The organism is Streptomyces sp. ATLC9, from assembly GCF_057196705.1.
On record NZ_JBXUOY010000059.1, the window covers coordinates 1 to 22,651 of the forward strand.

Here is a 22,651-nt window from a genome sequence, read left to right on the forward strand (position 1 = left end):
CCCGCCCGCCCGCCCCCCCCCCCCCCCCCCCCCCCCCCCCCCCCCCCCCCCACCGCGCCGTCCGCGGGCGTCAGCCGCTGACCGCCATCCTTCCCCTACCGTTGCCGTGCGCCACCGTCCCCGGGCGCCGGGCCCGCAGGGCCTGCTCGGCGCTGTGCGTCGCCCGCGCCGCGCGCCGCGCCTCACGCACCTCCGCCTCACGGACCAGCCGCCGCAGCACCTCCGCCAGCGGGGCGGACGGCGCGGCGCCGGGATCCTCCACGGGCAGCAGCCCGCGACCGCCCCAGCACCGGCGGTGCCAGGCGTCGCCCGGCGGCTGCCGGACGCCGACGTGCTTCTGCTCCCTGCGCCGCCGCGCGAAGTCGCGCTCGTACGCCAGCCACACCTCCCGGGCCTCCTCCAGCTCCTCCAGGGCGGCCACCAGCCGCTCCGGATCGGGGCCGCGGTCGTCGGGGGAGATGCCCGCGCGGGCGCACAGATGGTGCCAGGTGGCGCGATGCCCGTAGGGGGCGAAGCGCTCCAGGCACTTGCGCAGGGCCTGCCTGCGCTGGGACGGGTCTCTCCCGGGATCACGGACCTGTTCCGCCAGGGCATTGAAACCGGCCAACGTGTACCACCTCCGACGTAATCGACCACAGCCGTCATCGCTGGGACGTACCGGACCCTCCAATGGATCCGTGTGCCCCCGAATCTTCCGATGCCACATACCGACTGGTTAGTCTGTGCAGGAAATCCGTGGACCACCGGGAGCGGGCCGGAAGAGGCCACCGCCGGCGACCGGAACGAGACGAAGGGTGGGCACATGGAGGACCTGAGGGACTCGGGCGTCGTGGTGACCGGGGCGGGCGGCGGCATCGGCGCCGCCCTCGCCCGCGCCCTCGCCGAACGCGGCGCCAGGGTCGTCGTCAACGACCTCGACGCCGGCAGGGCCGAGGCCGTCGCGCGCGAGATCGGCGCCACGGCGGTGCCCGGCGACGCCTCGGGGATCGTCCCCGCCGCCCGCGAGGCCCTCGGCGGCCGTGTCGACGTCTTCTGCGCCAACGCCGGCATCGCCTCCGGCGGCGGCCCCGAGGCCGAGGACGCCGTCTGGGACGCCGCCTGGGACGTCAACGTCATGGCCCACGTCCGGGCGGCCCGCGAACTGCTGCCCGAGTGGCTCGAGCGCGGCCGGGGCCGCTTCGTCGCCACCGTCTCGGCCGCCGGAATGCTCACCATGGTCGGCTCCGCGCCCTACAGCGTCTCCAAGCACGCCGCCCTCGCCTTCGCCGAGTGGCTGTCGCTCACCTACCGCCACCGCGGGATCGACGTCCACGCCGTGTGCCCGCAGGGCGTGCGCACCGACATGCTCGCCTCCGCCTCCACCGCCGGCGACCTGGTGCTGGCGCCCACCGCCATCGAGCCGGAGGACGTCGCCCGCGCCACCCTGGAGGCCGTCGACGCCGGGCGCTTCCTGGTCCTGCCGCACCCGGAGGCCGCCCGCTACGCCGTCGCGCGCGCATCCGACACCGACAAGTGGCTGGACGGCATGAATCATGTGCAGCGGAAGCTGGAGACAATCCAGCGGGACCAGCAGGTCCGGTAAGGCCACGAGGAGCAGGAGGAACCGCCATGACGAGCCCGGCGAACCAGCGGCAGGACGACGCCCCCACCCAGCCTGTCCCGCAGCGGCTGCTGGCCGCCGCCACCCGGCTGTTCGCCGACCGCGGCTACGACCGCACCTCCGTCCAGGAGATCGTCGAGGCGGCGGGCGTCACCAAGGGCGCCCTCTACCACTACTTCGGTTCCAAGGACGACCTGCTGCACGAGATCTACGGCCGGGTGCTGCGCCTGCAACAGGAGCGGCTGGACGCCTTCGCCTCCTCCGACGCCCCCGTGGAGCGGCGGCTGCGCGACGCCGCGGCCGACGTCGTCGTCACCACCATCGACAACCTCGACGACGCCTCGATCTTCTTCCGCTCCATGCACCAGCTCAGCGAGGACAAGCAGAAGCAGGTGCGCTCCGAACGCCGCCGCTACCACGAGCGGTTCCGCGCCCTGATCGAGGAGGGGCAGAAGGCGGGGGTGTTCTCCACCGCCACCCCGGCCGACCTGGTGGTGGACTACCACTTCGGCTCCGTCCACCACCTCAGCACCTGGTACCGGCCCGGCGGGCGCATGACCCCGCAGGAGGTCGCCGACCACCTGGCGGACCTGCTGCTGCGGGCCCTGCGGCCGTAAATCCCCACGCCGCGAACCCGGCGCCTCACGGATCCCCGGAGAACCGGAACCACCCACGACCCACTACCCAAGGCGGAGGCATCAGTGAAGGCATGGCGCGTCCACAGCAACGGCGAACCGCGCGAGGTGATGCGGCTGGAGGAGGTCCCGGACCCCGAGCCGGGCCCCGGCCGCCTCCTGCTGCGCGTACGGGCGGCGAACGTCAACTTCCCCGACGCGCTGCTGTGCCGTGGCCACTACCAGGTACGCCCCCCGCTGCCCTTCACCCCCGGTGTGGAGCTGTGCGGCGAGGTCGTGGCGGCCGGAGAGGGCGCCTCCACCGCCACCGGCACCCGCGTCATCGCCCAGCCCGACCTGCCCCACGGCGCCTTCGCCGAACTGGTGGCGGTCGACGAGGCCCACTGTGCCCCCGCGCCGAAGGCGCTGGAAGACGCCGAGGCCGCCGCCCTCCACATCGGCTACCAGACCGGCTGGTTCGGCCTCCACCGCCGCGCCCGCCTCCAGACCGGCGAGACCCTGCTGGTCCACGCCGCCGCCGGGGGAGTGGGCAGCGCCGCCGTCCAGCTCGGCAGGGCCGCGGGCGCCAAGGTGATCGGCGTCGTCGGCGGCCCCGAGAAGGCCGCGGTCGCCCGTGAGCTGGGCTGCGAGACGGTGATCGACCGGCGCGCGGTCGACGGCGTGAAGGGCCTGGCCCAGGCGGTCAAGGAGGCCACCGGCGGCCACGGCGCCGACGTGGTCTACGACCCCGTCGGCGGCGACGCGTACACCGCCTCCACCAAGTGCGTCGCCTTCGAGGGCCGGATCGTGGTCGTCGGCTTCGCCAGCGGCGCCATCCCCAGCCCCGGCCTCAACCACGCCCTGGTGAAGAACTACGCCATCCTCGGCCTGCACTGGGGCCTGTACAACACCCACGACCCGGCCGCCGTCCGCGCCTGCCACCAGGAGCTGACCCGGCTCGCCGAACAGGGCGCGATCAAGCCGCTGGTGAGTGAGCGCGTACCGATGGAGGGCGCGGCCGACGCCGTCCAGCGCGTCGCCGACGGCACCACCACCGGCCGCGTCGTCATCCAGCCCTGAGCCGTTGCCGGCCCACCCGCCGGCGCCGTGTGTCCCCGGACCGCTGGGCGGTTCGGGACACACGGCTCCCTTGTGCGCGACCGGAAAGGCCAGGAGAAGTTCACCGGTTGCGCTTCTCCGCATCGTGCAGGCGCTCGGCGTCCCCAACGGCCCCCCACTCACCACGCACGCTCGAAGTGGCGGCCGACGCGTGCCGAGGGGTTCCGCTGCCTGTGGGCGGAGGGGCACTCCGGTGTGCTGAGAGTTCGCGGGTGCGAGGGGAGAGGCGGAAACAGGGTCACAGTATGTTCCAGCGCAGCCGGGTGTCCGATTCCCGCAATCCCACGATGCGGCGTTCCACCTCCGCCAGGGAGCCGGGGGTATGGGCCGCCTTTCGGGCGTTGGTGGCGACCATCCTCAGCTCGCGGATATCACGCAGGACCGGATAGCCGGACCAGCACGTGACGTCATGGCCATAGGCCCGAGCAAACTGCTCGTAGTGCGCGACACCGTGGCCGAAGCGGCGGCAGTGGATCTCGATGGTCGTCAGGTCCCACTCCGGCTGCCCCCAAGCCATGGTGTCCCAGTCGCACAGCACGGCGCGCTCGCCGTCGTACAGGGCGTTGCGGTGCTGAGGGTCGCCCTGGAGAACGGCTTCGTGTAGTTCGTATGTGACGTCGGTGAGCTGCTTCTCCAACCAGTCCACACGCTGGGAGAGAAAGCGGACGGATTCCTGCGACAGCGAGGTGATCACCGAAAGGGAGGCCCGGATTGCCGACACGTTGTCCAGTGGCCTGAGCCGGAACGGCGGGGCGGGCAGCCGGTGCAGGGCACGCAGCGGCCCGGCGAGGCTGCCCGCGGTCATCGGCTTGCCGTGCTGGGGAAGGTACGTCCAGAAGGTGACCGGGTGGCCGTCGATGACGACCGGCTGGTCCGGGCCCGGATACAGCGGGACGGTCGGGAAGTCCCGATCCATCAGCCATCGGACGAAGCGGACGGTGCGCTCGACTCCGGCCGGGTGCGACCCCCGCCGAGCGATCTTGACGACGACGGGCGCGTGGGCGAGGCGTACGACGGCATTGGTGTGGCCGCGCAGCAGCACCGCGCCGGTACTGTCCAACCCGGCCGCCTCACAGGCGCGTTCCAGAACGTGTCGCAGCTCGAATTCGGCGAACCCACCGTGGCGGGGCAGCGGTGCAGTCATGGACCAAGGCTGGCCGACGGCGCGCATGTCTGTCACACCATCCCCGGAGGAAGTGCCAGGATCTCACCCAATTCCCGCACGGCTCGGGAGGATCTCATCGAGGGTGGCAGTACCTCGATGACGTGCCGGGCCCGTGCTCCCAGGATCGTCGTCCGATGGGCCGGGGGTGCCTGAAGGTAGGCCGCACCCGCCAATCTGCACGCTTCTGTCAGGTTCTTCTCACGGGCGAGACAGATGGCCTGCTCCAGCCTGAGCAGTGCGGGGTCGATACCGCTGTGGCTCGGATACAGGGACAGTGCCCGCTGCTGAACTTCACGGGCTTGGCGGCTGCGACCGAGGAAGGTGTACACACCGCTGAGGTAGAGCAGCAGCCGGCGCTCGGGGAAGGCGAAGGCGTCCTCCACCGGTTCGTGCTCGCACCTCTCGAACAAACCGTGCGCATTGTGAAGCGCCTTTTCCGCCCCCGAGGCATCGCCCTGCCTGGCGAGTGCGCGTGCCTCGGCGACTGCGGCGAAGGCACCCGTGACGCTGAAGCGGTGGCGCAGCAGCAGACGGGCTTCCCGGGCCAGCGAGATCGCGGACTCCAACGGGCCGTAGTAGTAGGGCAGCATCGCCGCCTGAGCGCGCACCCTGGCGCGGATTTCGACATTCCCGCTGTCGTCGGCCGCTGTACGGGCCGTGGCGTACCAGGCGCGGGACTGCCTGAGGCGGCCGAGCTTCATCAGGCAGTCGGCGACGAGGGTCGCCAGGAGCGCGATCGTCTCCGATAGCCGCACCTGCGCCGCGGCAGGCTGCCGCTCGGCCGCCAGCGTCCGGACTTCTTCGAGGTCCGCGAGCAGCGCCCCGAGCATCGCCTCCGGCGGCGTGGAGATGTACTGCGTACGCAGCCACAGCAACCGCTCGTCCAACAGGTCGAGTTGGCCGGTACTCACGCTGGTGGACGCCAGCGTCCTGTCGACGGACCGGCGTACCGCTCCCGCCACGCGTTCGATGGGATCGGCCGGGAGATCGGTGATCGTGTCGCCCTCCGAACGGGCAGCGGCGGAAGGCCCTTTCGCCGAGTTCTCCTGAACGTACCCCGACGGGGAACGGGGAGTCGGAGCTTCCAACCGAGAGGAGCGGCGGTAATCCCCGACCATACCGATGCCCTGGGAGTCGGTCCGGTACAGACCGCAGAGAAGATCCACCGTCGCTGCTCTGGGGCGGCGGTCCGGACGCTTCTCCCACAGGGCGAGCTGGTCCTCGTCCACTTTCGGTGGCGAGGTCACGCCCGCCTCGGAGCACATGCGGCGGAACTCGGCCACGGCGGTGCCCAGCGTCCAGCCACGGGCCAGCCGGTGCGCCCGCAGCCTGCTCACTCCGCAGCAGCCGTGGATGGCGTCCACCGTCCGCTCTACGGCCCACTGTTCGGCGGTCGCGTGCTCCCGCCAGCGCTTGGCGCATGAGGGGCGGTGCTGTCCCTGCACGCTCCTACCTCCATTTCACCCGGGCAGTCATCGAGCGTAGTGATTGGCTCCACGCTCCGTGACGGAAACCCGTGACTTCTCGCGGGTTTGCCCCGGCCGACCGAGAAAAGCCACGGGCTGGGCACCATCCGTGATTTCTCCAGGTTGTTCGCCCCCTGCCGTCATGGCGAACCTGATGCACCTCGCCTCGCCGGGAAACGGAGGCTTCGCCCTGGGCGATGCACTTTTCCCAAGGGAGGCGAGCAGGAGTGCGGTTTTCCGACGAAGGCAGGAAACAGTGCGTCCACACCTCGACAACGCTCGCCCGACGGTTTGGAGTACGACCAAAGCGCGGCGCCTCTTCGTCTGTTCCTCCGCGCAGATGCGGGAGGCGTTGCCCCGTGCCGCTCTCGTCCGGCCGGGTGTGTGGTGCGAGGCGGTCACCGCCGCCGAGAGCGGACCGGGCGCGGAGGAGCGGCGCGGAGCGTACGCCGCCGCGTCGCCGGAGGCGGCGATCCGGTGGCTGCGGGCCGGGGCGCGGGCGGTGGCGTCGTCGCTGGGGCCGTTGCAGGCCGGGTATGTGCTGGACCACTGGGTGCACGGGCCCGGCTCGCTCCAGGACTACGTCCGGCTGCGCCGGGGCCGCCTTTGCGCGCTGACCCTCTACCGCGACGGACATCGGCTGACGTGGCGAGCCCGCCCGGTGCGGTTCGTGCGCCTGGCGGCGGTCAACGGCGGACGGCCGTGCACCGCCGCCGCGCAGGCAGGGGAGGTGCGGTGGCCGTGAACGCACAACCCTCGAACCGGCCGGACACGGTGCCGTACATCACCGCCTGGAGTGGCGAGCAGCGCCTCACACCTGCGGTGATCGCCACCGCACGAGGCATCGCCTACTCCGACGAGGTACCCCACGACCGCGACGCCGACGGCGCGCTGTGGGTGCGCCGCGCCCTGCACCCGGGCCGGGGCAGGCCGCGCTACTCCCGCGTTCATCCCCAGCGGCAGCGCCGGGCGATGGTCCGGCTGCTGTGCCAGATCTGCGGATCTCCGGCCGATTGCGACGAGCACGGGGTGCTGTGGCTGCTGGAGGACGACCGCACCGACTGGACCGGCTGGCCGGAGGGCCTGGTCACCGTCCATCCGCCCGTCTGCCTGTCCTGCGCACCGAAGGCCGCCGGGCTCTGCCCCCACTTGCGCGGCACCGGAGCGGTGGCGGTCCGCGTCCGCGACTCCTTCCTCGACGGCGTCCACGGCCAGACCCACCGCCTCCACAACGGCCGTCTCGTACCCGACCGGCAGGCCGTCGTCCTGTACGAACAGCCCGAGATCCGCTGGACACTGGCCGCCCAGGCCGCCCGCACTCTCAACGGCTGCACCCTGGTCGACCTCCACACCGGGCGGCCCCTGTGAACCGGCCCCGATCCTTCCGCGAGACGCACCTGTCCGAGCCGTTCTGCCACCAGGACGTACGCCGACCGCCGCGAGACGCCACGGCCACCACCGGACTCCGCCTCCTCGGACCTGCAACCCGTCTCTACCGGTGCCAGGCCGTCGCCTCCACCTCCGACGACGGCCGCATCTTTCCCCTCGGTGCCCATGCGGCCGGCTCACCCCGCCTGGCCCTGCGCTGGCTCCGGCAACGGGCCCGCCACATCGGCGACCAGCTCGACCCGCCGGCCGCTCGGCTCGTCCTGGCCTGGCTCCACGACGACCAGGCCCACGAGCACGCGTTAGCCGTCCTCGCCTCCGGCACGTCCTACACCCACACGGTTTTCGACGATGCCGTCCGCTACCTGCTCACCGCCCGACCGATCCCGAGGCCCTACCCGTGACCTTCGACCGTGCTGTCCAGACCGAGCAGTTGTACCGATACGAGATCACCGCCGCCCTGAACGCCGTGGTCCGCGCCTGCCAGGACATCGTCACCGAACACAGCCACCGCGGCTTCTGGACACCCCACACCAGCACCGAGCCGACCCCCAGCCACCGCGAGCTGATCGAGGCCGCCCGCCGCGATGTCCTCGACCGCCTCCAACTGGTCATCCACTGCGCCGAGACGGTCGCCTACACCATCGAGCACGACCGCTGGTGCCGGCCCAACCGGCCCACTGAGTAACGGACTCCCGTCGAGTAGGCGGGGCAGCCGGGAAACCCGGGGGGCGGACCGGCAGTGCATCGGGTAACGGCTCGGTATGGTCTGCTCATGGCAGTCGACATCGAGGATTTAGCGGCGCTGATCCGTGATCTGCATGTCGCTTACGACAGCAACGAGTGGGAGCCGAGCCCGGCGGAACGGGGCTGCGCTGCCCAGATTCTGGAAGTCGTCGCCTCACGCCCCCTCAGCGAGGCGATCGTCCAGGGCATGCGGCGGGCGGCTCCCCTGTCCGAGGACTCACGCCTTGCGCCCGTCGCGGTCTCTTACGCTGTGTACCTTCGGCGTTCGGTGGCCCCGCCTCCCGGTGCCGGCCAGCAGGTCGAGGACGCTTTCCTCGACCTGCTCCGGAAGATCACGGGCCACCCGGGGGAGGGCGCGGCAGTCGTGGTGGGGACGGGTGGGCCGTAGACCGTAACCGCAACCCCTCCCGAGATCGTCCCCGTCCGTGTCGTCGCACCGTAGCCGCCCGCACCGACATCAGGGCCCGGCCCTCGGAAAGGAGACGGGGGAATCACCCCCGTCCGGACTCCGCGAGGCGGTTGAAGCCGGCGAGGCGGGGCGAGACGGTGAAGGGGAAGGAATCGCCGTCAGGGGTCTTGAGGGCCGCGACGATGTCGTGGTCCGGTTCGCCGAACACCTCGAAGCGCTCCACGGTGCAGTGCTCCATGACCTCGCGGATGTACGGGTCCGACAGCCGCCAGTGGGAGCGGATGGCTTCGGAGTCGCGGTAGAGCTGGAAGCTGTGCGCCAGCATCCGTTCCTCGTCGATGAAGACCTCCACCATCAGCTGGGGTCCGTGCTCCTGAGCGAACGCCACCGCCTGCGCGATGGCGCGGCGGAAGCCGTCGAGGTGGCCGTCGGTGACGCGCATGGTGTTGCGGAAGAGGATGGTGCCGCTGCTCATGGTGTCCATGCGCTTGAGTGTCATACCTAAAGTTAGGTTTAGGTCAAGGGTGGATCCCGGCGGGAGGCACCGGCCATGTGATGAGCGTCAGCCGCCGGCCCGCCATGTCGCCGGCTGCCAGACTCGCTCCATGCGGAGGATCATCGAGGACATGGCCGGCCGCCTGGCCGAGGTGCCGGGCGTGGTCGGGGTGATGCTCGGCGGCAGCCGGGCGCGCGGCGAGCACAGGCCCGGATCGGACTGGGATCTCGGCGTCTACTACCGGGGCGATCCCGATCTCGCCGCACTGCGCGCACTGGCCGGTCCCGGCGTGGAGGTGGCCGGCCCGGGCGGCTGGGGGCCCTGGGTGAACGGCGGTGCGTGGCTGCGGGTGGACGGTGTGGCGGTGGACTGGATCCTGCGGGACCTGGACCGGGTCGAGCGGGTGTGGGCGGACTGCCGGGAGGGCCGGTACGAGGTGGGCGTACAGGCGGGGCATCCGCTCGGATTCTGGTCGCCGTGCTACGCGGGCGAGGTGGCGCTCGGCCGGGTACTGGCCGACCCGTCCGGCGAGTTGGCGGACCTTCGGCGCAGGACCGCGGTCTACCCCGAGCCGCTGCGGGAGGCGTTGACCGCGGCAGCCTGGGAGGCGGAGTTCCTGGTCGGCGCCGCGGCGAAGGGCGCGGCAGGGGCGGACACGCTCTACGTCTCGCTCTGCCTGTCCCGGGCGGTCGGTGTGCTGGTGCAGGCGGTGTTCGCCGAGGACCGGCGCTGGTGCCTCAACGAGAAGGGCGCGCTGGCCGTCGCCGAGACACTGCAGGCCGCGCCGGCCGGCTTCGGCCCGCGGGTCCGCCGCCTGCTGGGAGCACCCGGCGAGACCTCGGAGTCGCTGGCGGCGACGGTGGCCGAGGCACGGGCACTGGTCGGGGAGACCACCGCCGCACTGCGGAACCGCACCGGATGACAGCGCCTGCCCCCGAGTGCGGGGCCCGCGCGCCGCGGGCAACCCGCCGAAGTCCCGGCGGACCGCCGCACCGTTCAGGCGTACAGATCCTCCAGGCCGATGAGCAGGACGTCGCCGTCGCGTGCCGCCTCGGTGCGCAGGGCGTCGCTGAAGCCCGCACCGCTGAAACAGGCCAGCCTGCACCCATCGGTTTCCGCCGCGCCCCGCTGGGTGAGGATCTCCCGGGCCCGCCTGAGCCTCTCCAGGTGCTTCAGGCCCATGACCGTGCCCCACTTGGCCTCGCCGAGCAGGGCCACCGACGGTCTGCCCGCCCCCGATCCCGGCTCGACGGCGGCCACGTCGATCTCGATCTGCCTGCGCGCCGCCGGGTCGGTGACGACGCCGCTGCCCACCTGCCCGGGGAAGGAGTCGAGCAGGGTCTGCCCCGGGCCGAGTACGTACTCGCGGCACACCGCCTCGAAGTGCGGTCCGGCCACCTGGGAGGCGAAGCGCTCGGCCGACCGCTCCCACACCTGTGCCGCCTGGCCGCTCTCCAGCCGCGCCCAGGAGGGGCGCATCACGGCCTCGTAGAAGGTGATCAGCGGCTCGCTGATGCGGTAGTACGACTTCCCGGCCCGGAAGACGTCCGCCTCGCGGACCAGCAGATGGCTGTCCTCCAGGACGTGGAGGGGGTGGGAGATGTCCACCGACTTGCGGCCGATGTAGCTCGCGATCGCGCCCCGGGAGGTGTTGCCCTGGGCCACCGCGGCGAGGACCGAGTGGTAGAGCGCGGTGTCGCGGATGTCCGCCTCCTCGGCCAGCAGGTACCGGGCCTCCCGGAAGAGCGGACTGAGGGGAGAGAGGACGGTACGGCAGAGCCAGCCGTCGAACTCCTCCAGGCCGCCGGGAACGTCGTCCGCCAGGAACTGCCGCCGGTACGCGGGCGTGCCGCCGAGGACGGCGTGGAGCCGGGCCGCGAGGGCGGGCTCGTCCGCCACACCCCAGAAGTCCGCCGCTGCCCGGTAATCGAAGGGCCTCACGACGAGCTCCAGTTGGGCCCGGCCGCGCAGGGGAGCGGTGCTCGCCAGCAGACCGCCCATGACGGACATCGCCGAGCCGCACAGCAGCAGCCGCATCTGGCTCTCCCGCACCTGGAAGCGGTCGATCTCCCGCTGGATCAGGGAGGGGAGCTCCGGAGCCGTCTTCACCAGGTAGGGGAACTCGTCGATCACCACGAGCGCCGGTCCCCCGCCGCGCTCGGGCAGGGCTAGGGCGAACAGGTAGGAGATCGCGTCGTCCCAGGTGGCGAAGGAGAACGGGGCCGGGGAGCCGGTGTACTCGGCCAGAGCGGCGCCGAACTGGCGCAGCGACTCCGCGGCGGTCGCGGTCGTGGCGCCGAAGTAGAAACCGTCCCGCCGCTCCACGAGGGCGCGCAGCAGATAGGTCTTGCCCATGCGTCGCCGGCCGCTGACGACCCCGAGCATGGCGTGCGGCAGCGGGCGGGCCGCGAAGGCCGTGAGGCCGTCCCATTCAGCGTCCCGGCCGAAGACGTGGGGCGGTTTGGCGGGGAGGTTTGGGCGCGGCATCTCGCTCCAGGTATTAGGACTACACTCCTAAGGAGTGTAGTCCTAATACCCTCGCGCACCCCGACGGGCGCGGGGCCTCAGGACTGAGCGGGCGCGAAGCGCTTCAGCTCGCGGCGGGCCAGGGAGCGCTGGTGGACCTCGTCCGGGCCGTCGGCGAGCTGGAGGGTGCGGGCGCCGGCCCACAGCTCGGCCAGCGGGAAGTCCTGGCTGACGCCGCCCGCGCCGTGCAGCTGCACCGCGCGGTCCAGGATGCCCACGACCGTGCGCGGCACCGCGATCTTGATGGCCTGGATCTCGGTGTGCGCGCCCCGGTTGCCGACGGTGTCCATCAGCCAGGCCGTCTTGAGCACCAGCAGCCGCAGCTGCTCCACCGACACCCGCGCGTCGGCGATCCACTGCTGGACGACGCCCTGCGCGGCCAGCGGTTTGCCGAAGGCGGTACGGGTGCCGGCCCGGCGGCACATCAGCTCGATCGCCCGCTCGGCCATGCCGATCAGCCGCATGCAGTGGTGGATGCGGCCCGGCCCCAGCCGGGCCTGGGCGATGGCGAAGCCGCCGCCCTCCTCGCCGATCAGGTTGGCCACCGGCACCCGCACGTCGTGGAAGAGGATCTCGGCGTGGCCGCCGTGCCAGTGGTCCTCGTAGCCGTAGACCGTCATCGCGCGGCGCACCTCGACGCCCGGGGTGTCGCGCGGGACCAGCACCATCGACTGCTGGCGGCGGATGTCCTCGCCGTCCGGGTCGGTCTTGCCCATCACGATGAAGACCGCGCAGTCGGGGTTCATCGCCCCGGAGATGTACCACTTGCGGCCGGTGATGACGTACTCGTCGCCCTTGCGCCGGATGCGGGTCTCGATGTTGGTGGCGTCGGAGGAGGCGACCTCCGGCTCGGTCATGGCGAAGGCCGAGCGGATCTCGCCGGCCAGCAGCGGCTTCAGCCACCGCTCGCGCTGCTCGGCGCTGCCGAACTGGGCCAGCACCTCCATGTTGCCGGTGTCGGGCGCGGCGCAGTTGGTGGCGGTCGGGGCGAGCTGCGGGCTGCGGCCGGTGATCTCGGCCAGCGGCGCGTACTGGAGGTTGGTCAGTCCGGCGCCGTGCCCGGCGTCGGGCAGGAAGAGGTTCCACAGGCCGCGCTCGCGGGCGGCGGCCTTCAGCTCCTGAACCACCGGCGGGGTGCGCCACGGCGAGTCCAGTGCCGCGCGCTGCTCGTCGGCCACCGCCTCCGCCGGGTGGACGTGCTCGTCCATGAAGGCCAGCAGCTTCTCGCGGAGCTCCTCGGTGCGCGCGTCGAATCCGAAGTCCATGGCGGATCAGCCCTCCCGCAGGGTGGTGAGGCCTTCTGAGACGAAGAGGGGGACGAGTGCGCCGATGCGGTCGAATCCCGCGCCGACGGTCTGCCCGAGGGTGTAGCGGTAGTGGATGCCCTCCAGGATCACGGCGAGCTTGAAGTAGGCGAACGCCGTGTACCAGGCGATGTTCGAGACGTCGCGTCCCGACAGCGTCGCGTACCGCTCGACCAGCTCCCGCGCGTCGGGGTGGCCGGGCGCCTCGCGGGTGGTGGCGATGGGGGCGCCGGGGATGCGCCGCCGGCTGCTGTACATCACCAGCAGGCCCAGGTCGGTCAGCGGGTCGCCGAGGGTGGACATCTCCCAGTCGAGGATGGCGGCGATCCCGTCGTCCGCGCCGACGAGCACGTTGTCCAGCCGGTAGTCGCCGTGGACGATCGCGGGGGCGGGGGAGACGGGCAGCCGGCTGCCGAGCAGGGCGTGGAGCTCGTCGATGCCGGGCAGCTCGCGGCTGCGGGAGGCGTCCAGCTGCTTGCCCCAGCGCCGCAGCTGCCGCTCCAGGAAGCCCTCGGGGCGTCCGAAGCCGTCCAGGCCGACGGAGGCCGGATCCACCGAGTGCAGCTTCACCAGGGCGTCGGACAGGCCGAGGACCAGCTCGCGGGTGCGCCCGGGGCCGAGCGGGGCGAGCTGCTCGGCGGTGCGGTAGGGGGTGCCCTCCACGTACTCCATCACGTAGAAGGGCGCGCCGAGGACGGCGGTGTCCTCGCACAGCAGCACCGCGCCGGGCACGGGCACGTCGGTGGGGCCCAGGGCGTTGATCACCCGGTGCTCGCGGGCCATGTCGTGCGCGGTGGCCAGGACGTGGCCCAGCGGGGGGCGCCGCACCACCCAGCGCGAGGTGCCGTCACTCACCTCGTAGGTCAGATTCGAACGGCCGCCCTCGATCAGCTCCGCGCTCAGGGGCCCCTGGACGAGCCCCGGGCGCTCGCCGTCCAGGTACGCGCGCAGCCGCGCGGGATCGAGGCCCGGTGGGTGGTGCTCGGTCATCGGCAGGCTCCTCGGCGGGAAGAGGGTGGTCGTGCGTACCGGGCAATGATGCCGACCAGTCGGTATGGAGTCCAGGGAGGAGCGCGAAAAGAGCGCCCCGACACCGCGCGGAGACGGCGCCGGGGCTGCGACACGGGTCAGCGGGGGACGGCGGCGACGGCCAGCTCCGTGACCTCGTCCGGCGTCCCGTCGATGGGAACGACCGCGCCCGCCTCGTCCGCGTCCAGCGCCTCCAGCGTCTCGAACTGGGACCTCAGCAGTGCGGACGGCATGAAGTGCCCGGTGCGGCCCGTCAGCCGCTCGCCGATCAGCTCGGGCGAGCCGTCCAGATGGAGGAAGAACACATCCGGCGCGGCCCGGCGCAGCCGGTCGCGGTAGACGCGCTTGAGGGCGGAGCAGGTGACCACGCCGCCGTCGGCGACCTGGGCCTTGAGCCAGGCGGCGATCGCGTCCAACCAGGGCGCGCGGTCGGCGTCCGTCAGCGGGACGCCCGAGGCCATCTTCGCCACGTTCTCGGGCGGGTGGAATTCGTCGGCCTCCGCGTACGGCACCCCCAGCCGCTCCGCCAGGGCCGTGCCCACCGTCGTCTTCCCGGACCCGGACACACCCATCACCACGACGAGCGGACTCACAACAGCCACACCACCACTCCAAAGATCGGCACGGACAGCGTACAGAGGGCCGCCGCGTACGCCGTGCGCGTACCCAGCGTCCCCGGCCGGGGCACATCCAGCGCGCGGATGCGGCGGTGGGCCAGCGCCAGGAACACCAGCCACACCAGCGCCCCCAGCGCGGCCGGCGCGTACTGCCGCGGCGGCCCGCCGTCGTGCAGCGCCCCGCGGGCCAGCAGTGCCACCACCGCCGCGAAGGCCAGGGTGGTGCGCCGCCACGCCATCCGGGTGCGCTCCGGCTGCGCGGCCGGATCGCGTACGGCCGCCCCGCCCCCGCGTGGCCGGCGGTCCGCGCTCACCGGCCCAGCTCTCCCAGCAGCACCCCGGCGACCACCACCAGCGCGGCCACCGCCGTGCCCAGCGCCAGCAGCACGGGGAAGCGGGACAGCGGCAGATCGTCGCCGTGCCGCATGGCCCGCTCGGTGCGCAGCCAGTGGTTGACCGCCCGCACCGCGCACAGCGCGCCGCCCGCCAGCAGCACCACGGCGATCGCGGCCCGGGGGCCGGGGCGGATCCCGGTCAGGAACTGGTCCACCGCCAGGCCGCCCGCCACCAGCGCCAGCGCGGTGCGGATCCACGCCAGGAAGGTCCGCTCGTTGGCCAGCGAGAAGCGGTAGTCGGGGGTGGTGCCCTCGGCCCGCATCCGCTCCGGCGTCAGCCACAGCCGCAGCGAGTCCCGCAGTCCATGCCAGAGCCGTTCGATCATGCTCCCGACACTACGCGGAGCCCCCGGCCCGCTCCCGGTGCCACTCCTCCAGCCGCCGGTGGCACTCCAGGCCGTCGGGTACCACGTCCCACTCCTCCAGCCGCCGCTCCAGCTCGTCCTTCGGCAGGAAGTCCCACCAGGCGACCTCCTCGGCCTGCGGGCGCACCGGCAGATCGCACCGCACCTCGTAGACGGCCAGGAACCAGGTGTGCTCCGGCGACTCGTACAGGAACGTCAGCCGGTGCTCGGGGTGCGGCAGCCCGCTCACCCCCAGCTCCTCCCCGGCCTCGCGCAGCGCCGCCTCGTCATAGCTCTCGCCCGCGCCGACCACGCCCCCGACCACCACGTCGTACATCGAGGGGAAGACCAGCTTGCCCGGAGTGCGGCGGTGCACGAAGATCCGGCCCTCGGCGTCGTACACCCGCACCGACACGCTCCGGTGCCGCATCCGCCGGGCGGTGGCGGTGCCGCGCCGGGCCCGGCCGATCACACGGTCGTACTCGTCCACGATGTCCAGCAGCTCGTTCGCGGACCTGCCTGCCGTATCCTCGCTCGCTTCGCTCGTCACCCGGCCATCAAAGCAGCCCGCGGGGGTGTCATGCGCCCGGACGGGGGGTTACTCTCCGGTCACCAGCGGGACGGACCGAGGAACGGATGGGCCGATGGCGTACGACGCCGATGTGATCGTGATCGGGGCGGGCCTGGCCGGGCTCGCGGCCACCGCCGAACTCGCCGACGCCGGACGGAAGGTGATCCTGCTCGACCAGGAACCCGAAGCGTCCCTGGGCGGCCAGGCGCACTGGTCCTTCGGCGGGCTGTTCCTCGTCGACTCGCCCGAGCAGCGCCGTATGCGGGTGCGTGACAGCCGCGAGCTGGCCTGGCAGGACTGGCTCGGCACGGCCGGCTTCGACCGCGAGGAGGACGCCTGGCCGCGCCGCTGGGCCGAGGCGTACGTCGACTTCGCGGCAGGGGAGAAGCGCGCCTGGCTGCGCGCCCAGGGCGTGCGGCTGTTCCCCGTCGTCGGCTGGGCCGAGCGCGGCGGCTACGACGCCCGCGGCCACGGCAACTCGGTGCCGCGCTTCCACATCACCTGGGGCACCGGACCCGGCCTGGTCGAACCCTTCGGGCGCAGGGTGCGGCAGGGTGCCGAACGGGGTCTGGTGGACCTGCGCTTCCGGCACCGTGTCACGGGGCTGGCCCGCGGCGCCGGAGCGGTGGACACCGTCACCGGCGAGGTGCTCGCCCCCAGCGGTGCCGCACGCGGAACCGCCAGCGGCCGGGAGGTGACCGGCGTCTTCGAACTGCGTGCCCAGGCGGTGATCGTCGCCTCCGGCGGCATCGGCGGCAACCACGACCTGGTGCGCGCCAGCTGGCCCGAGCGCCTGGGCACCCCGCCGAAGCGGATGCTCTCCGGGGTACCCGCCCACGTCGACGGCGCGATGCTGGGCATCGCCGAGGAGGCCGGCGGCCGGATCGTCAACCGCGACCGGATGTGGCACTACACCGAGGGCATCGAGAACTGGGACCCGATCTGGGCGCGGCACGGCATCCGCATCCTGCCCGGCCCCTCCTCCCTGTGGCTGGACGCCACCGGCCGCCGGCTGCCGGTGCCGCTCTTCCCCGGCTTCGACACGCTCGGCACCCTCGAGCACATCATGGGCACGGGGTACGAGTACACCTGGTTCGTCCTCACCAGGAAGATCATCGAGAAGGAGTTCGCGCTCTCCGGCTCCGAGCAGAACCCCGACCTCACCGGCCGCAGCGTCCGCCGGGTGCTCGGCAGGGCCCGCTCCGGAGCGCCCGGCCCGGTACGCGCGTTCATGGACAGGGGTGCCGACTTCGTCGTCGAGCGCGACCTGTCCGCCCTGGTGCGCGGCATGAACGCGCTCACCGGGGACGGCCTGATCGACGAGGCCGCCCTGCGCCGCGAGATCACCGCCCGCGACCGCGAGGTCGCCAACCCCTTCACCAAGGACCTCCAGATCACCGCCGTCCGGGGCGCCCGCGGCTACCTCGGGGACAAGCTGATCCGCGTCGCCCCGCCCCACCGGCTGCTGGACCCCAAGGCGGGCCCGCTGATCGCCGTGCGCCTGAACATCCTCACCCGCAAGACCCTCGGCGGTCTGGAGACCGACCTGTCCTCCCGCGTCCTCACCACCGGAGGCGAGGTGCTGCCCGGTCTCTACGCGGCCGGCGAGGCCGCCGGCTTCGGCGGCGGGGGCATGCACGGCTACCGCTCCCTGGAGGGCACCTTCCTGGGCGGCTGCCTCTTCTCGGGCCGCACCGCGGGCCGCGCGGCGGCGAGGGCCGTGGGCTGAACCGGGCCGGGCGGGAACCCGGCCACCGGGCCGGGCCCGGACACGGCGAGGGCCCCGCGGATCTCCGCGGGGCCCTCGCCTTCCCTGTGTCCGGAGGGGGACTTGAACCCCCACGCCCGATAAAGGGCACTAGCACCTCAAGCTAGCGCGTCTGCCATTCCGCCACCCGGACAGGTGTGTGCCGCCGACCGCAGCCGTGGCGACGTGTAAACCATAGCACTGGAGGGGGGCCGGGCGATCACCCCGGCTCCTGTGCTCCGGCCCCTGGAAACGGGAGGATGGGCGCGGACCCCCGCAACACGAGGAGGCAGTGTGAGCGAGCCGAACGCGACCACCACCGCGGCCGACGCGGTCAGGGGCGAGGACGAGGTCGTCGACCTGTGCCGCGATCTCATCCGGATCGACACCAGCAACTACGGCGACCACTCGGGACCGGGCGAACGGGCCGCGGCCGAGTACGTGGCGGAGAAGCTCGCGGAGGTGGGACTGGAGCCGGAGATCTTCGAGTCGCACCCGGGCCGGGCGTCGACCGTCGCCAGGATCGAGGGCGAGAACCCCTCCCGGCCCGCGCTGCTCATCCACGGGCACACCGACGTCGTCCCGGCCAACGCCGAGGACTGGACCCACCACCCGTTCTCCGGCGAGATCGCCGACGGCTGCGTGTGGGGCCGCGGCGCGGTCGACATGAAGGACATGGACGCGATGACGCTGGCGGTCGTGCGCGACCGGCTGCGCAGCGGCCGCAAGCCCCCGCGCGACATCGTGCTCGCCTTCCTCGCCGACGAGGAGGCGGGCGGCACCTGGGGGGCGAAGCACCTGGTCAAACGGCACCCGGAGCTGTTCGAGGGCGTGACCGAGGCGATCGGCGAGGTCGGCGGCTTCTCCTTCACCGTCAACGAGAAGCTGCGGCTGTACCTGGTGGAGACCGCCGAGAAGGGCATGCACTGGATGCGGCTCACCGTGGACGGCACCGCCGGGCACGGCTCGATGACCAACGACGACAACGCGATCACCGAACTGTGCGAGGCGGTCGGACGGCTGGGACGGCACAGGTTCCCGGTCCGGGTGACCAAGACGGTGCGCTCCTTCCTCGACGAGCTCTCCGACGCCCTCGGCGTGGAGCTGGACCCGGAGGACATGGACGAGACCCTGGCGAAGCTCGGCGGCATCGCCAAACTGATCGGGGCGACGCTGCGCAACACCGCCGCGCCGACGATGCTCGGCGCCGGCTACAAGGTCAACGTCATCCCCGGGCAGGCCACCGCCCATGTCGACGGGCGCTTCCTGCCCGGCCACGAGGAGGAGTTCCTGGCCGACCTCGACCGGATCCTGGGCCCGCGCGTGAGGCGCGAGGACGTGCACGCCGACAAGGCGGTGGAGACCGGCTTCGACGGCGCCCTGGTGGACGCCATGCAGTCCGCGCTGAAGGCCGAGGACCCGATCGCGCGGGCCGTGCCGTACATGCTGTCCGGCGGCACCGACGCCAAGTCCTTCGACGACCTGGGCATCCGCTGCTTCGGGTTCGCCCCGCTGAAGCTGCCGCCGGAGCTGGACTTCGCCGGGATGTTCCACGGGGTGGACGAGCGGGTGCCGGTGGAGGGGCTGAAGTTCGGCGTGCGGGTACTGGACCGCTTCATCGACCAGTGCTGACCGGCCCGGCGCCGCAGGGCCGGGCGCGGTCCGGCACGGTCCGGCCCTCCCGGTAATCGCCTGTGTGTACGTGTGCGACCAGGACGGGTGAATGCGCCCTCGGGCCGTAGCCCGCTTCCTCCGGTGTCGTTACAGGGAGTGCGGTCCGCGGCTGGGATCGCATTGCCAACAAGGAGGAAGAATGATCAAGAAGGTCGTCGCCGTCGCGGCTGCCACCGGTGGTCTCGTGCTCGCGGGCGCGGGTGTGGCCGCAGCCGACTCCGGTGCCCAGGGCGCTGCCATCGGCTCCCCCGGTGTCGTCTCCGGCAACGTCATCCAGGCGCCGATCCACGTTCCGGTGAACGCCTGCGGCAACACGATCAGCGTGATCGGGCTGCTGAACCCCGCCTTCGGCAACTTCTGCGTCAACAGCTGACGTCGCGTCCGGGTCCGCGAGGGGCCCGTGCGTGGCGGCCCCGGAGCGCGCGCCATGCGCTCCGGGGCCGCCGTTTCGGCGGGCGGGGGCGAGGAGTGCCTCCCGCCCGCGCTCAACCCGTAGACCGCAAGCCACCCGCACACCAGAGGGCAAGGGGAAGTACACATGCGACAGGTCACAAGGAAGGGCCTGATCACCATCGCCGCGGCCGGCGGCGTGCTGGCCATGTCGGGCGGTCACGCCGCCCACGCGGACGCCGAGGCCCGGGGTGTGGCCGCGGGCTCGCCGGGCGTGCTGTCCGGCAACACCGTCCAGGCCCCGGTCCACGCGCCGGTGAACGCCTGCGGCAACACCGCGACCGTCGGCGGCGGTCTCAACCCGGCCTTCGGCAACGAGTGCGCCAACGTGGACGACGACCACCAAGGCGGCCACCAGGGGAACCCCGGCGGGCAGAACTGGGGACAGGACGAGGAGCAGAGCGAGGAGCAGAGCAAGGGGCACGGCGAGAAGCGGCGCGGGAAGCACGCCGGCGACGGCGGGGCCCGGGCCGAGGGTGTGGCCGCGGGCTCGCCGGGCGTGCTGTCCGGCAACACCGTCCAGGCCCCGGTCCACGCGCCGGTGAACGCCTGCGGCAACTCCGTGAACGTGGCGGGCGCGCTCAACCCGGCCTTCGGCAACGAGTGCGCCAACGTGAGCGACCACAAGCCGTCCCCGGAGAAGCCCGGGCCCGAGCACCCGGAGAAGCCCGGGCCCGAGCACCCGGAGAAGCCCGGGCCCGAGCGCCCGGAGAAGCCGGAGCCGGAGCCGGAGGAGTCCAAGCAGCCGGAGAAGAGGGACGAGCCCCGTGCCGAGGCCCCCCGGAAGTCCGCCCCCCAGGCCATGGGCGGCGAGCTGGCGCAGACCGGCAGCGTCGGGCTGGGCACGGTCGTCCCGGCCGGTGCCGGGGTGCTGCTCGGCGGAGCCCTGCTCTACCGGCGCGCCCGCGCCATGCGGGGCTGACCGGCGCCAGGAGGCACCCCGGGGACCACAGCCGGAAGCACGGCGAGGAGCGGGCTCCGCCCCTTATGGGGGTCGGGGTCCGCTCCTTCCGCGTTCCGCGTCACCAGGTGGCGCGCAACTGGCGGATGATCCGCCGCCGCAGCCGCACCCGGCGGCTGCCGTCGGAGTTGAGCCTGAGGCGGTCCAGTTCCCAGTGTCCGTACTCGGCGTGTTCGGTCAGCAGACGTGTGGTGGCCTTGCGGGAGACCCCGCGCGGGACGTACACATCGCGAAATTCGTATTCCGGCATCACATCTATTGTGCGTGCGGGGCCCCGGTACGGATAGCGTCTGCACTATGTCTGATGCTGCGCAGCCCGGTGCTGCCGAGGTACGAGCCGCCGCCGAAGCGTTGAAGACCGCGCTGGACCGTCACCTCGAAGCCGTCGAACGACGGTCTGCCGAGGGGGGCTCGGGTGCCCGGGCCGCCCGGGCCGAGGCCGCCGTCCACGCCGCCTTCGACGAACTCGCCGCGGCGGGCGAGGCGTACGACGAGCTGTTGTACGACGTCTACGACGAGGTCACACCCTTCGAGATCCCGGGCGGCGACGGCATGCCCGCCTACGCCGGGCCGGAGGAACCCGGCGTCCTCAGCGTCCTCATCCGCCGCGACTACACCGTCGTGGAGCCGCAGCGGCTGATGGCCCAGGCCCAGCGCGTCACCGCGCTCGACCCGGACTCGGCGGACACGGACGAGGAGGCGCTGGAGGGCCCCTTCGCCGGGAGCGGGGTGCACGCCGCCCTCAGCGTGCTGTTCGGCGAGTACGAACCCGACGAGATCGCCACCCGGCACGAGGAGTTCGGACTGGAGGAGGGCGACTCCACGCTCTGGGTGATCGCGGGCGACGAACCCGCCGAGCCGGGGGAGTGGCTGGGCTCGCCCTTCGACGGGGCCGACCCCGAGCAGGTCGTCTGCCGCTTCGACGCCAGCGCCGTCTTCGACGAGGAGGAGGACCTCTACGGCGAGGACGAGGGCGGCGGGCCGGTGGTCCGGGTCGCGGACTGATACGCCCCGCCCTGCCCCGCCGTCGACGCCTGCGCGCGCAGCAGCGTGCGCAGGCGTGTCGTGCGCTCCGGGGCCGGGATCCGCTCCACCGCCCGCGGCAGCGCCTGGTCCACACCGTGCACCACGGACAGGTGCCGCTCGCCGCGGCCGAACGCCGTGTACACCCAGGCGCGGTTGAGGGCCGGGACCGCGTCGCCCGGAAGCACCACCACGGCCGCCGGCCAGCGCGTCCCGACGGCCTGGTGGGCGGTGATCGCCCAGCCGTGCCGCACCGTCCGCGCCACCCGCCCGCGCGGGACGGTGACGGCGCGGCCGGAGCAGTCCAGACGCAGCCCCTCCTCGTCCCCCGACACCACCGTCCCCAGCGAGGTGTGCCCGGGTGCGGGGGAGTGGGCCACCCGGTCGCCCGGGTCGAAGCCGCCGAACCGGCCGGGGCCGGGGTTGAGCCGCTCCTTGAGCGCGGCGTTGAGCGCCCGGGTGCCCGCGGCGCCGCCGTGGCCGGGCGTGATCACCTGCGTCAGCCCTGCGGGCACCCCGAGTGCCCGGGGCACCGAGTCGGCGACGAGCTGCACGGTGCGGTGCACCGCCTCCCCGGCGTCGCGCACCGGGACGATCACCACCTCCCGGCCGGGCGCCTCCACCTGGTTCAGCTCGCCGACCCCGACGCCCGAGACCAGTTCGCCGACCGGCCCGGGATCCGGGGTGCGGGAGACGACCTGCGGGCAGACGCGTGCCGCGAGCAGATCGGCCAGCACCTGGCCGGCGCCCGCCGAGCCGAGCAGGTGCGGATCACCGCTGAGGACCAGCCGTGCGCCGTCCGGCACCGCCTCGACCAGCGCCGCCGCGCGCTCGGCGTCGAGCTGGGGGGCGTCCAGCACGGCGAGCAGGTCCAGCGCGTACGCGCCCTCCTCGTCGCGCCCAGTTGCTGCAGAGCGTCGACCGCATCGAGACCTCCGGCAAGTGGACGATCATATTCCACCTCAAGCGGCCGGACGCGACCTTCCCGCTGGTCCTGGCCACCCCCGC

Annotated in this window: 26 protein-coding genes, 1 tRNA gene and 1 pseudogene; 14 read left to right on the plus strand and 14 right to left on the minus strand. The window is 72.7% G+C overall.

Annotated elements, in window-relative coordinates; all coding sequences use genetic code 11:
- Window positions 1–70: 70 nt before the first annotated feature.
- The gene (locus tag AC2CJA_RS09335) at window positions 71–607 is read right to left on the minus strand and encodes a hypothetical protein (protein ID WP_484602195.1); all 537 of its coding nucleotides are present in this window, start codon (window positions 605–607) and stop codon (window positions 71–73) included.
- Between the two features lie 195 nt (window positions 608–802).
- Here AC2CJA_RS09335 and AC2CJA_RS09340 point away from each other — a divergent pair, with 195 nt between their 5' ends.
- The 3 genes from AC2CJA_RS09340 to AC2CJA_RS09350 all read left to right on the plus strand — a co-directional run bounded on the left by AC2CJA_RS09340 (window position 803) and on the right by AC2CJA_RS09350 (window position 3,294).
- On the plus strand, window positions 803–1,582 hold the full coding sequence (locus AC2CJA_RS09340; RefSeq protein WP_484602196.1) for an SDR family oxidoreductase: 780 nt from the start codon (window positions 803–805) through the stop codon (window positions 1,580–1,582).
- A gap of 26 nt (window positions 1,583–1,608) precedes the next feature.
- Window positions 1,609–2,217 (plus strand): TetR/AcrR family transcriptional regulator, encoded by a 609-nt coding sequence (locus AC2CJA_RS09345; protein WP_206348213.1) that lies wholly within the window; start codon window positions 1,609–1,611, stop codon window positions 2,215–2,217.
- 84 nt (window positions 2,218–2,301) lie between these two features.
- Window positions 2,302–3,294 carry an NADPH:quinone oxidoreductase family protein gene (locus AC2CJA_RS09350; RefSeq protein WP_484602197.1) on the plus strand — a complete coding sequence of 331 codons (993 nt, stop codon included), beginning with the start codon at window positions 2,302–2,304 and terminating at the stop codon, window positions 3,292–3,294.
- 277 nt (window positions 3,295–3,571) lie between these two features.
- On the opposite strand, the gene AC2CJA_RS09355 is transcribed toward AC2CJA_RS09350, so the two are convergent.
- The gene (locus tag AC2CJA_RS09355) at window positions 3,572–4,477 is read right to left on the minus strand and encodes a phosphotransferase family protein (protein ID WP_484602198.1); all 906 of its coding nucleotides are present in this window, start codon (window positions 4,475–4,477) and stop codon (window positions 3,572–3,574) included.
- Between the two features lie 32 nt (window positions 4,478–4,509).
- Window positions 4,510–5,943, minus strand: a complete 1,434-nt coding sequence (locus AC2CJA_RS09360) for an NsdA family TPR-like regulatory protein (RefSeq protein ID WP_484602199.1) — start codon at window positions 5,941–5,943, stop codon at window positions 4,510–4,512.
- A 361-nt stretch (window positions 5,944–6,304) separates the two neighbouring features.
- On the opposite strand from AC2CJA_RS09360, the gene AC2CJA_RS09365 reads away from it, so the two are divergent.
- The 5 genes from AC2CJA_RS09365 (at window position 6,305) to AC2CJA_RS09385 (ending at window position 8,485) form a co-directional block, all read left to right on the plus strand.
- Complete coding sequence (locus tag AC2CJA_RS09365; RefSeq protein ID WP_484602200.1) at window positions 6,305–6,709, plus strand: hypothetical protein; 405 nt, start codon at window positions 6,305–6,307, stop codon at window positions 6,707–6,709.
- A complete protein-coding gene (locus AC2CJA_RS09370) occupies window positions 6,706–7,332 on the plus strand; it encodes a hypothetical protein (protein WP_484602201.1) in 627 nt (208 codons plus the stop codon). Before AC2CJA_RS09365 ends, AC2CJA_RS09370 begins: the two co-directional genes overlap by 4 nt.
- The gene (locus tag AC2CJA_RS09375; RefSeq protein WP_484602202.1) at window positions 7,329–7,754 is read left to right on the plus strand and encodes a hypothetical protein; all 426 of its coding nucleotides are present in this window, start codon (window positions 7,329–7,331) and stop codon (window positions 7,752–7,754) included. The genes AC2CJA_RS09370 and AC2CJA_RS09375 overlap by 4 nt, the downstream gene beginning before the upstream one ends.
- On the plus strand, window positions 7,751–8,038 hold the full coding sequence (locus AC2CJA_RS09380) for a hypothetical protein (RefSeq protein ID WP_484602203.1): 288 nt from the start codon (window positions 7,751–7,753) through the stop codon (window positions 8,036–8,038). The genes AC2CJA_RS09375 and AC2CJA_RS09380 overlap by 4 nt, the downstream gene beginning before the upstream one ends.
- 87 nt (window positions 8,039–8,125) lie before the next feature.
- Window positions 8,126–8,485 carry a hypothetical protein gene (locus AC2CJA_RS09385; RefSeq protein ID WP_484602204.1) on the plus strand — a complete coding sequence of 120 codons (360 nt, stop codon included), beginning with the start codon at window positions 8,126–8,128 and terminating at the stop codon, window positions 8,483–8,485.
- 103 nt (window positions 8,486–8,588) lie between these two features.
- Here AC2CJA_RS09385 and AC2CJA_RS09390 read toward each other — a convergent pair whose 3' ends face one another.
- Complete coding sequence (locus tag AC2CJA_RS09390) at window positions 8,589–9,005, minus strand: hypothetical protein (RefSeq protein ID WP_484602205.1); 417 nt, start codon at window positions 9,003–9,005, stop codon at window positions 8,589–8,591.
- Window positions 9,006–9,111: 106 nt separating this feature from the next.
- Here AC2CJA_RS09390 and AC2CJA_RS09395 point away from each other — a divergent pair, with 106 nt between their 5' ends.
- On the plus strand, window positions 9,112–9,924 hold the full coding sequence (locus AC2CJA_RS09395) for a nucleotidyltransferase domain-containing protein (RefSeq protein WP_484602206.1): 813 nt from the start codon (window positions 9,112–9,114) through the stop codon (window positions 9,922–9,924).
- 74 nt (window positions 9,925–9,998) lie between these two features.
- On the opposite strand, the gene AC2CJA_RS09400 is transcribed toward AC2CJA_RS09395, so the two are convergent.
- The 7 genes from AC2CJA_RS09400 to AC2CJA_RS09430 all read right to left on the minus strand — a co-directional run bounded on the left by AC2CJA_RS09400 (window position 9,999) and on the right by AC2CJA_RS09430 (window position 15,767).
- Window positions 9,999–11,489 (minus strand): ATP-binding protein, encoded by a 1,491-nt coding sequence (locus AC2CJA_RS09400; protein WP_484602207.1) that lies wholly within the window; start codon window positions 11,487–11,489, stop codon window positions 9,999–10,001.
- Window positions 11,490–11,566: 77 nt separating this feature from the next.
- Window positions 11,567–12,793: an acyl-CoA dehydrogenase family protein gene (locus AC2CJA_RS09405; RefSeq protein ID WP_484602208.1), complete on the minus strand. Its 1,227-nt coding sequence runs from the start codon at window positions 12,791–12,793 to the stop codon at window positions 11,567–11,569.
- Between the two features lie 6 nt (window positions 12,794–12,799).
- Entirely contained in the window at window positions 12,800–13,822 is a 1,023-nt protein-coding gene (locus tag AC2CJA_RS09410) for a phosphotransferase family protein (RefSeq protein ID WP_484602209.1), read from the minus strand.
- Window positions 13,823–13,959: 137 nt separating this feature from the next.
- Entirely contained in the window at window positions 13,960–14,433 is a 474-nt protein-coding gene (locus tag AC2CJA_RS09415) for a gluconokinase (protein WP_484602218.1), read from the minus strand.
- Between the two features lie 17 nt (window positions 14,434–14,450).
- A complete protein-coding gene (locus AC2CJA_RS09420) occupies window positions 14,451–14,792 on the minus strand; it encodes a DUF202 domain-containing protein (protein WP_484602210.1) in 342 nt (113 codons plus the stop codon).
- Window positions 14,789–15,199, minus strand: coding sequence for a YidH family protein (locus tag AC2CJA_RS09425; RefSeq protein ID WP_484602211.1), 411 nt, complete (start codon window positions 15,197–15,199; stop codon window positions 14,789–14,791). Before AC2CJA_RS09425 ends, AC2CJA_RS09420 begins: the two co-directional genes overlap by 4 nt.
- Window positions 15,200–15,209: 10 nt before the next feature.
- A complete protein-coding gene (locus AC2CJA_RS09430; protein ID WP_484602212.1) occupies window positions 15,210–15,767 on the minus strand; it encodes an NUDIX domain-containing protein in 558 nt (185 codons plus the stop codon).
- A gap of 94 nt (window positions 15,768–15,861) precedes the next feature.
- On the opposite strand from AC2CJA_RS09430, the gene AC2CJA_RS09435 reads away from it, so the two are divergent.
- On the plus strand, window positions 15,862–17,517 hold the full coding sequence (locus AC2CJA_RS09435) for an FAD-binding dehydrogenase (RefSeq protein WP_484602213.1): 1,656 nt from the start codon (window positions 15,862–15,864) through the stop codon (window positions 17,515–17,517).
- Window positions 17,518–17,604: 87 nt separating this feature from the next.
- On the opposite strand, the gene AC2CJA_RS09440 is transcribed toward AC2CJA_RS09435, so the two are convergent.
- Window positions 17,605–17,689 (minus strand) — tRNA-Leu (locus AC2CJA_RS09440).
- Between the two features lie 140 nt (window positions 17,690–17,829).
- On the opposite strand from AC2CJA_RS09440, the gene AC2CJA_RS09445 reads away from it, so the two are divergent.
- The 3 genes from AC2CJA_RS09445 (at window position 17,830) to AC2CJA_RS09455 (ending at window position 20,581) form a co-directional block, all read left to right on the plus strand.
- Window positions 17,830–19,167, plus strand: coding sequence for a M20/M25/M40 family metallo-hydrolase (locus AC2CJA_RS09445; RefSeq protein ID WP_484602214.1), 1,338 nt, complete (start codon window positions 17,830–17,832; stop codon window positions 19,165–19,167).
- 181 nt (window positions 19,168–19,348) lie between these two features.
- The gene (locus AC2CJA_RS09450) at window positions 19,349–19,582 is read left to right on the plus strand and encodes a chaplin (RefSeq protein ID WP_484602215.1); all 234 of its coding nucleotides are present in this window, start codon (window positions 19,349–19,351) and stop codon (window positions 19,580–19,582) included.
- A 165-nt stretch (window positions 19,583–19,747) separates the two neighbouring features.
- Window positions 19,748–20,581 (plus strand): chaplin, encoded by an 834-nt coding sequence (locus AC2CJA_RS09455; RefSeq protein ID WP_484602216.1) that lies wholly within the window; start codon window positions 19,748–19,750, stop codon window positions 20,579–20,581.
- A gap of 100 nt (window positions 20,582–20,681) precedes the next feature.
- Here the strand turns inward: AC2CJA_RS09455 and AC2CJA_RS09460 are convergent, their stop codons facing one another.
- Window positions 20,682–20,870: a DUF5703 family protein gene (locus AC2CJA_RS09460; RefSeq protein ID WP_279557494.1), complete on the minus strand. Its 189-nt coding sequence runs from the start codon at window positions 20,868–20,870 to the stop codon at window positions 20,682–20,684.
- Window positions 20,871–20,917: 47 nt separating this feature from the next.
- Here AC2CJA_RS09460 and AC2CJA_RS09465 point away from each other — a divergent pair, with 47 nt between their 5' ends.
- Window positions 20,918–21,625: a hypothetical protein gene (locus AC2CJA_RS09465; protein WP_484602217.1), complete on the plus strand. Its 708-nt coding sequence runs from the start codon at window positions 20,918–20,920 to the stop codon at window positions 21,623–21,625.
- Here the strand turns inward: AC2CJA_RS09465 and AC2CJA_RS09470 are convergent.
- Window positions 21,577–22,545 (minus strand): annotated as a pseudogene (locus AC2CJA_RS09470) (hypothetical protein); the annotation flags it as partial. The gene AC2CJA_RS09465 and the pseudogene AC2CJA_RS09470 sit on opposite strands and share 49 nt — an antisense overlap.
- Window positions 22,546–22,651: the final 106 nt, after the last annotated feature.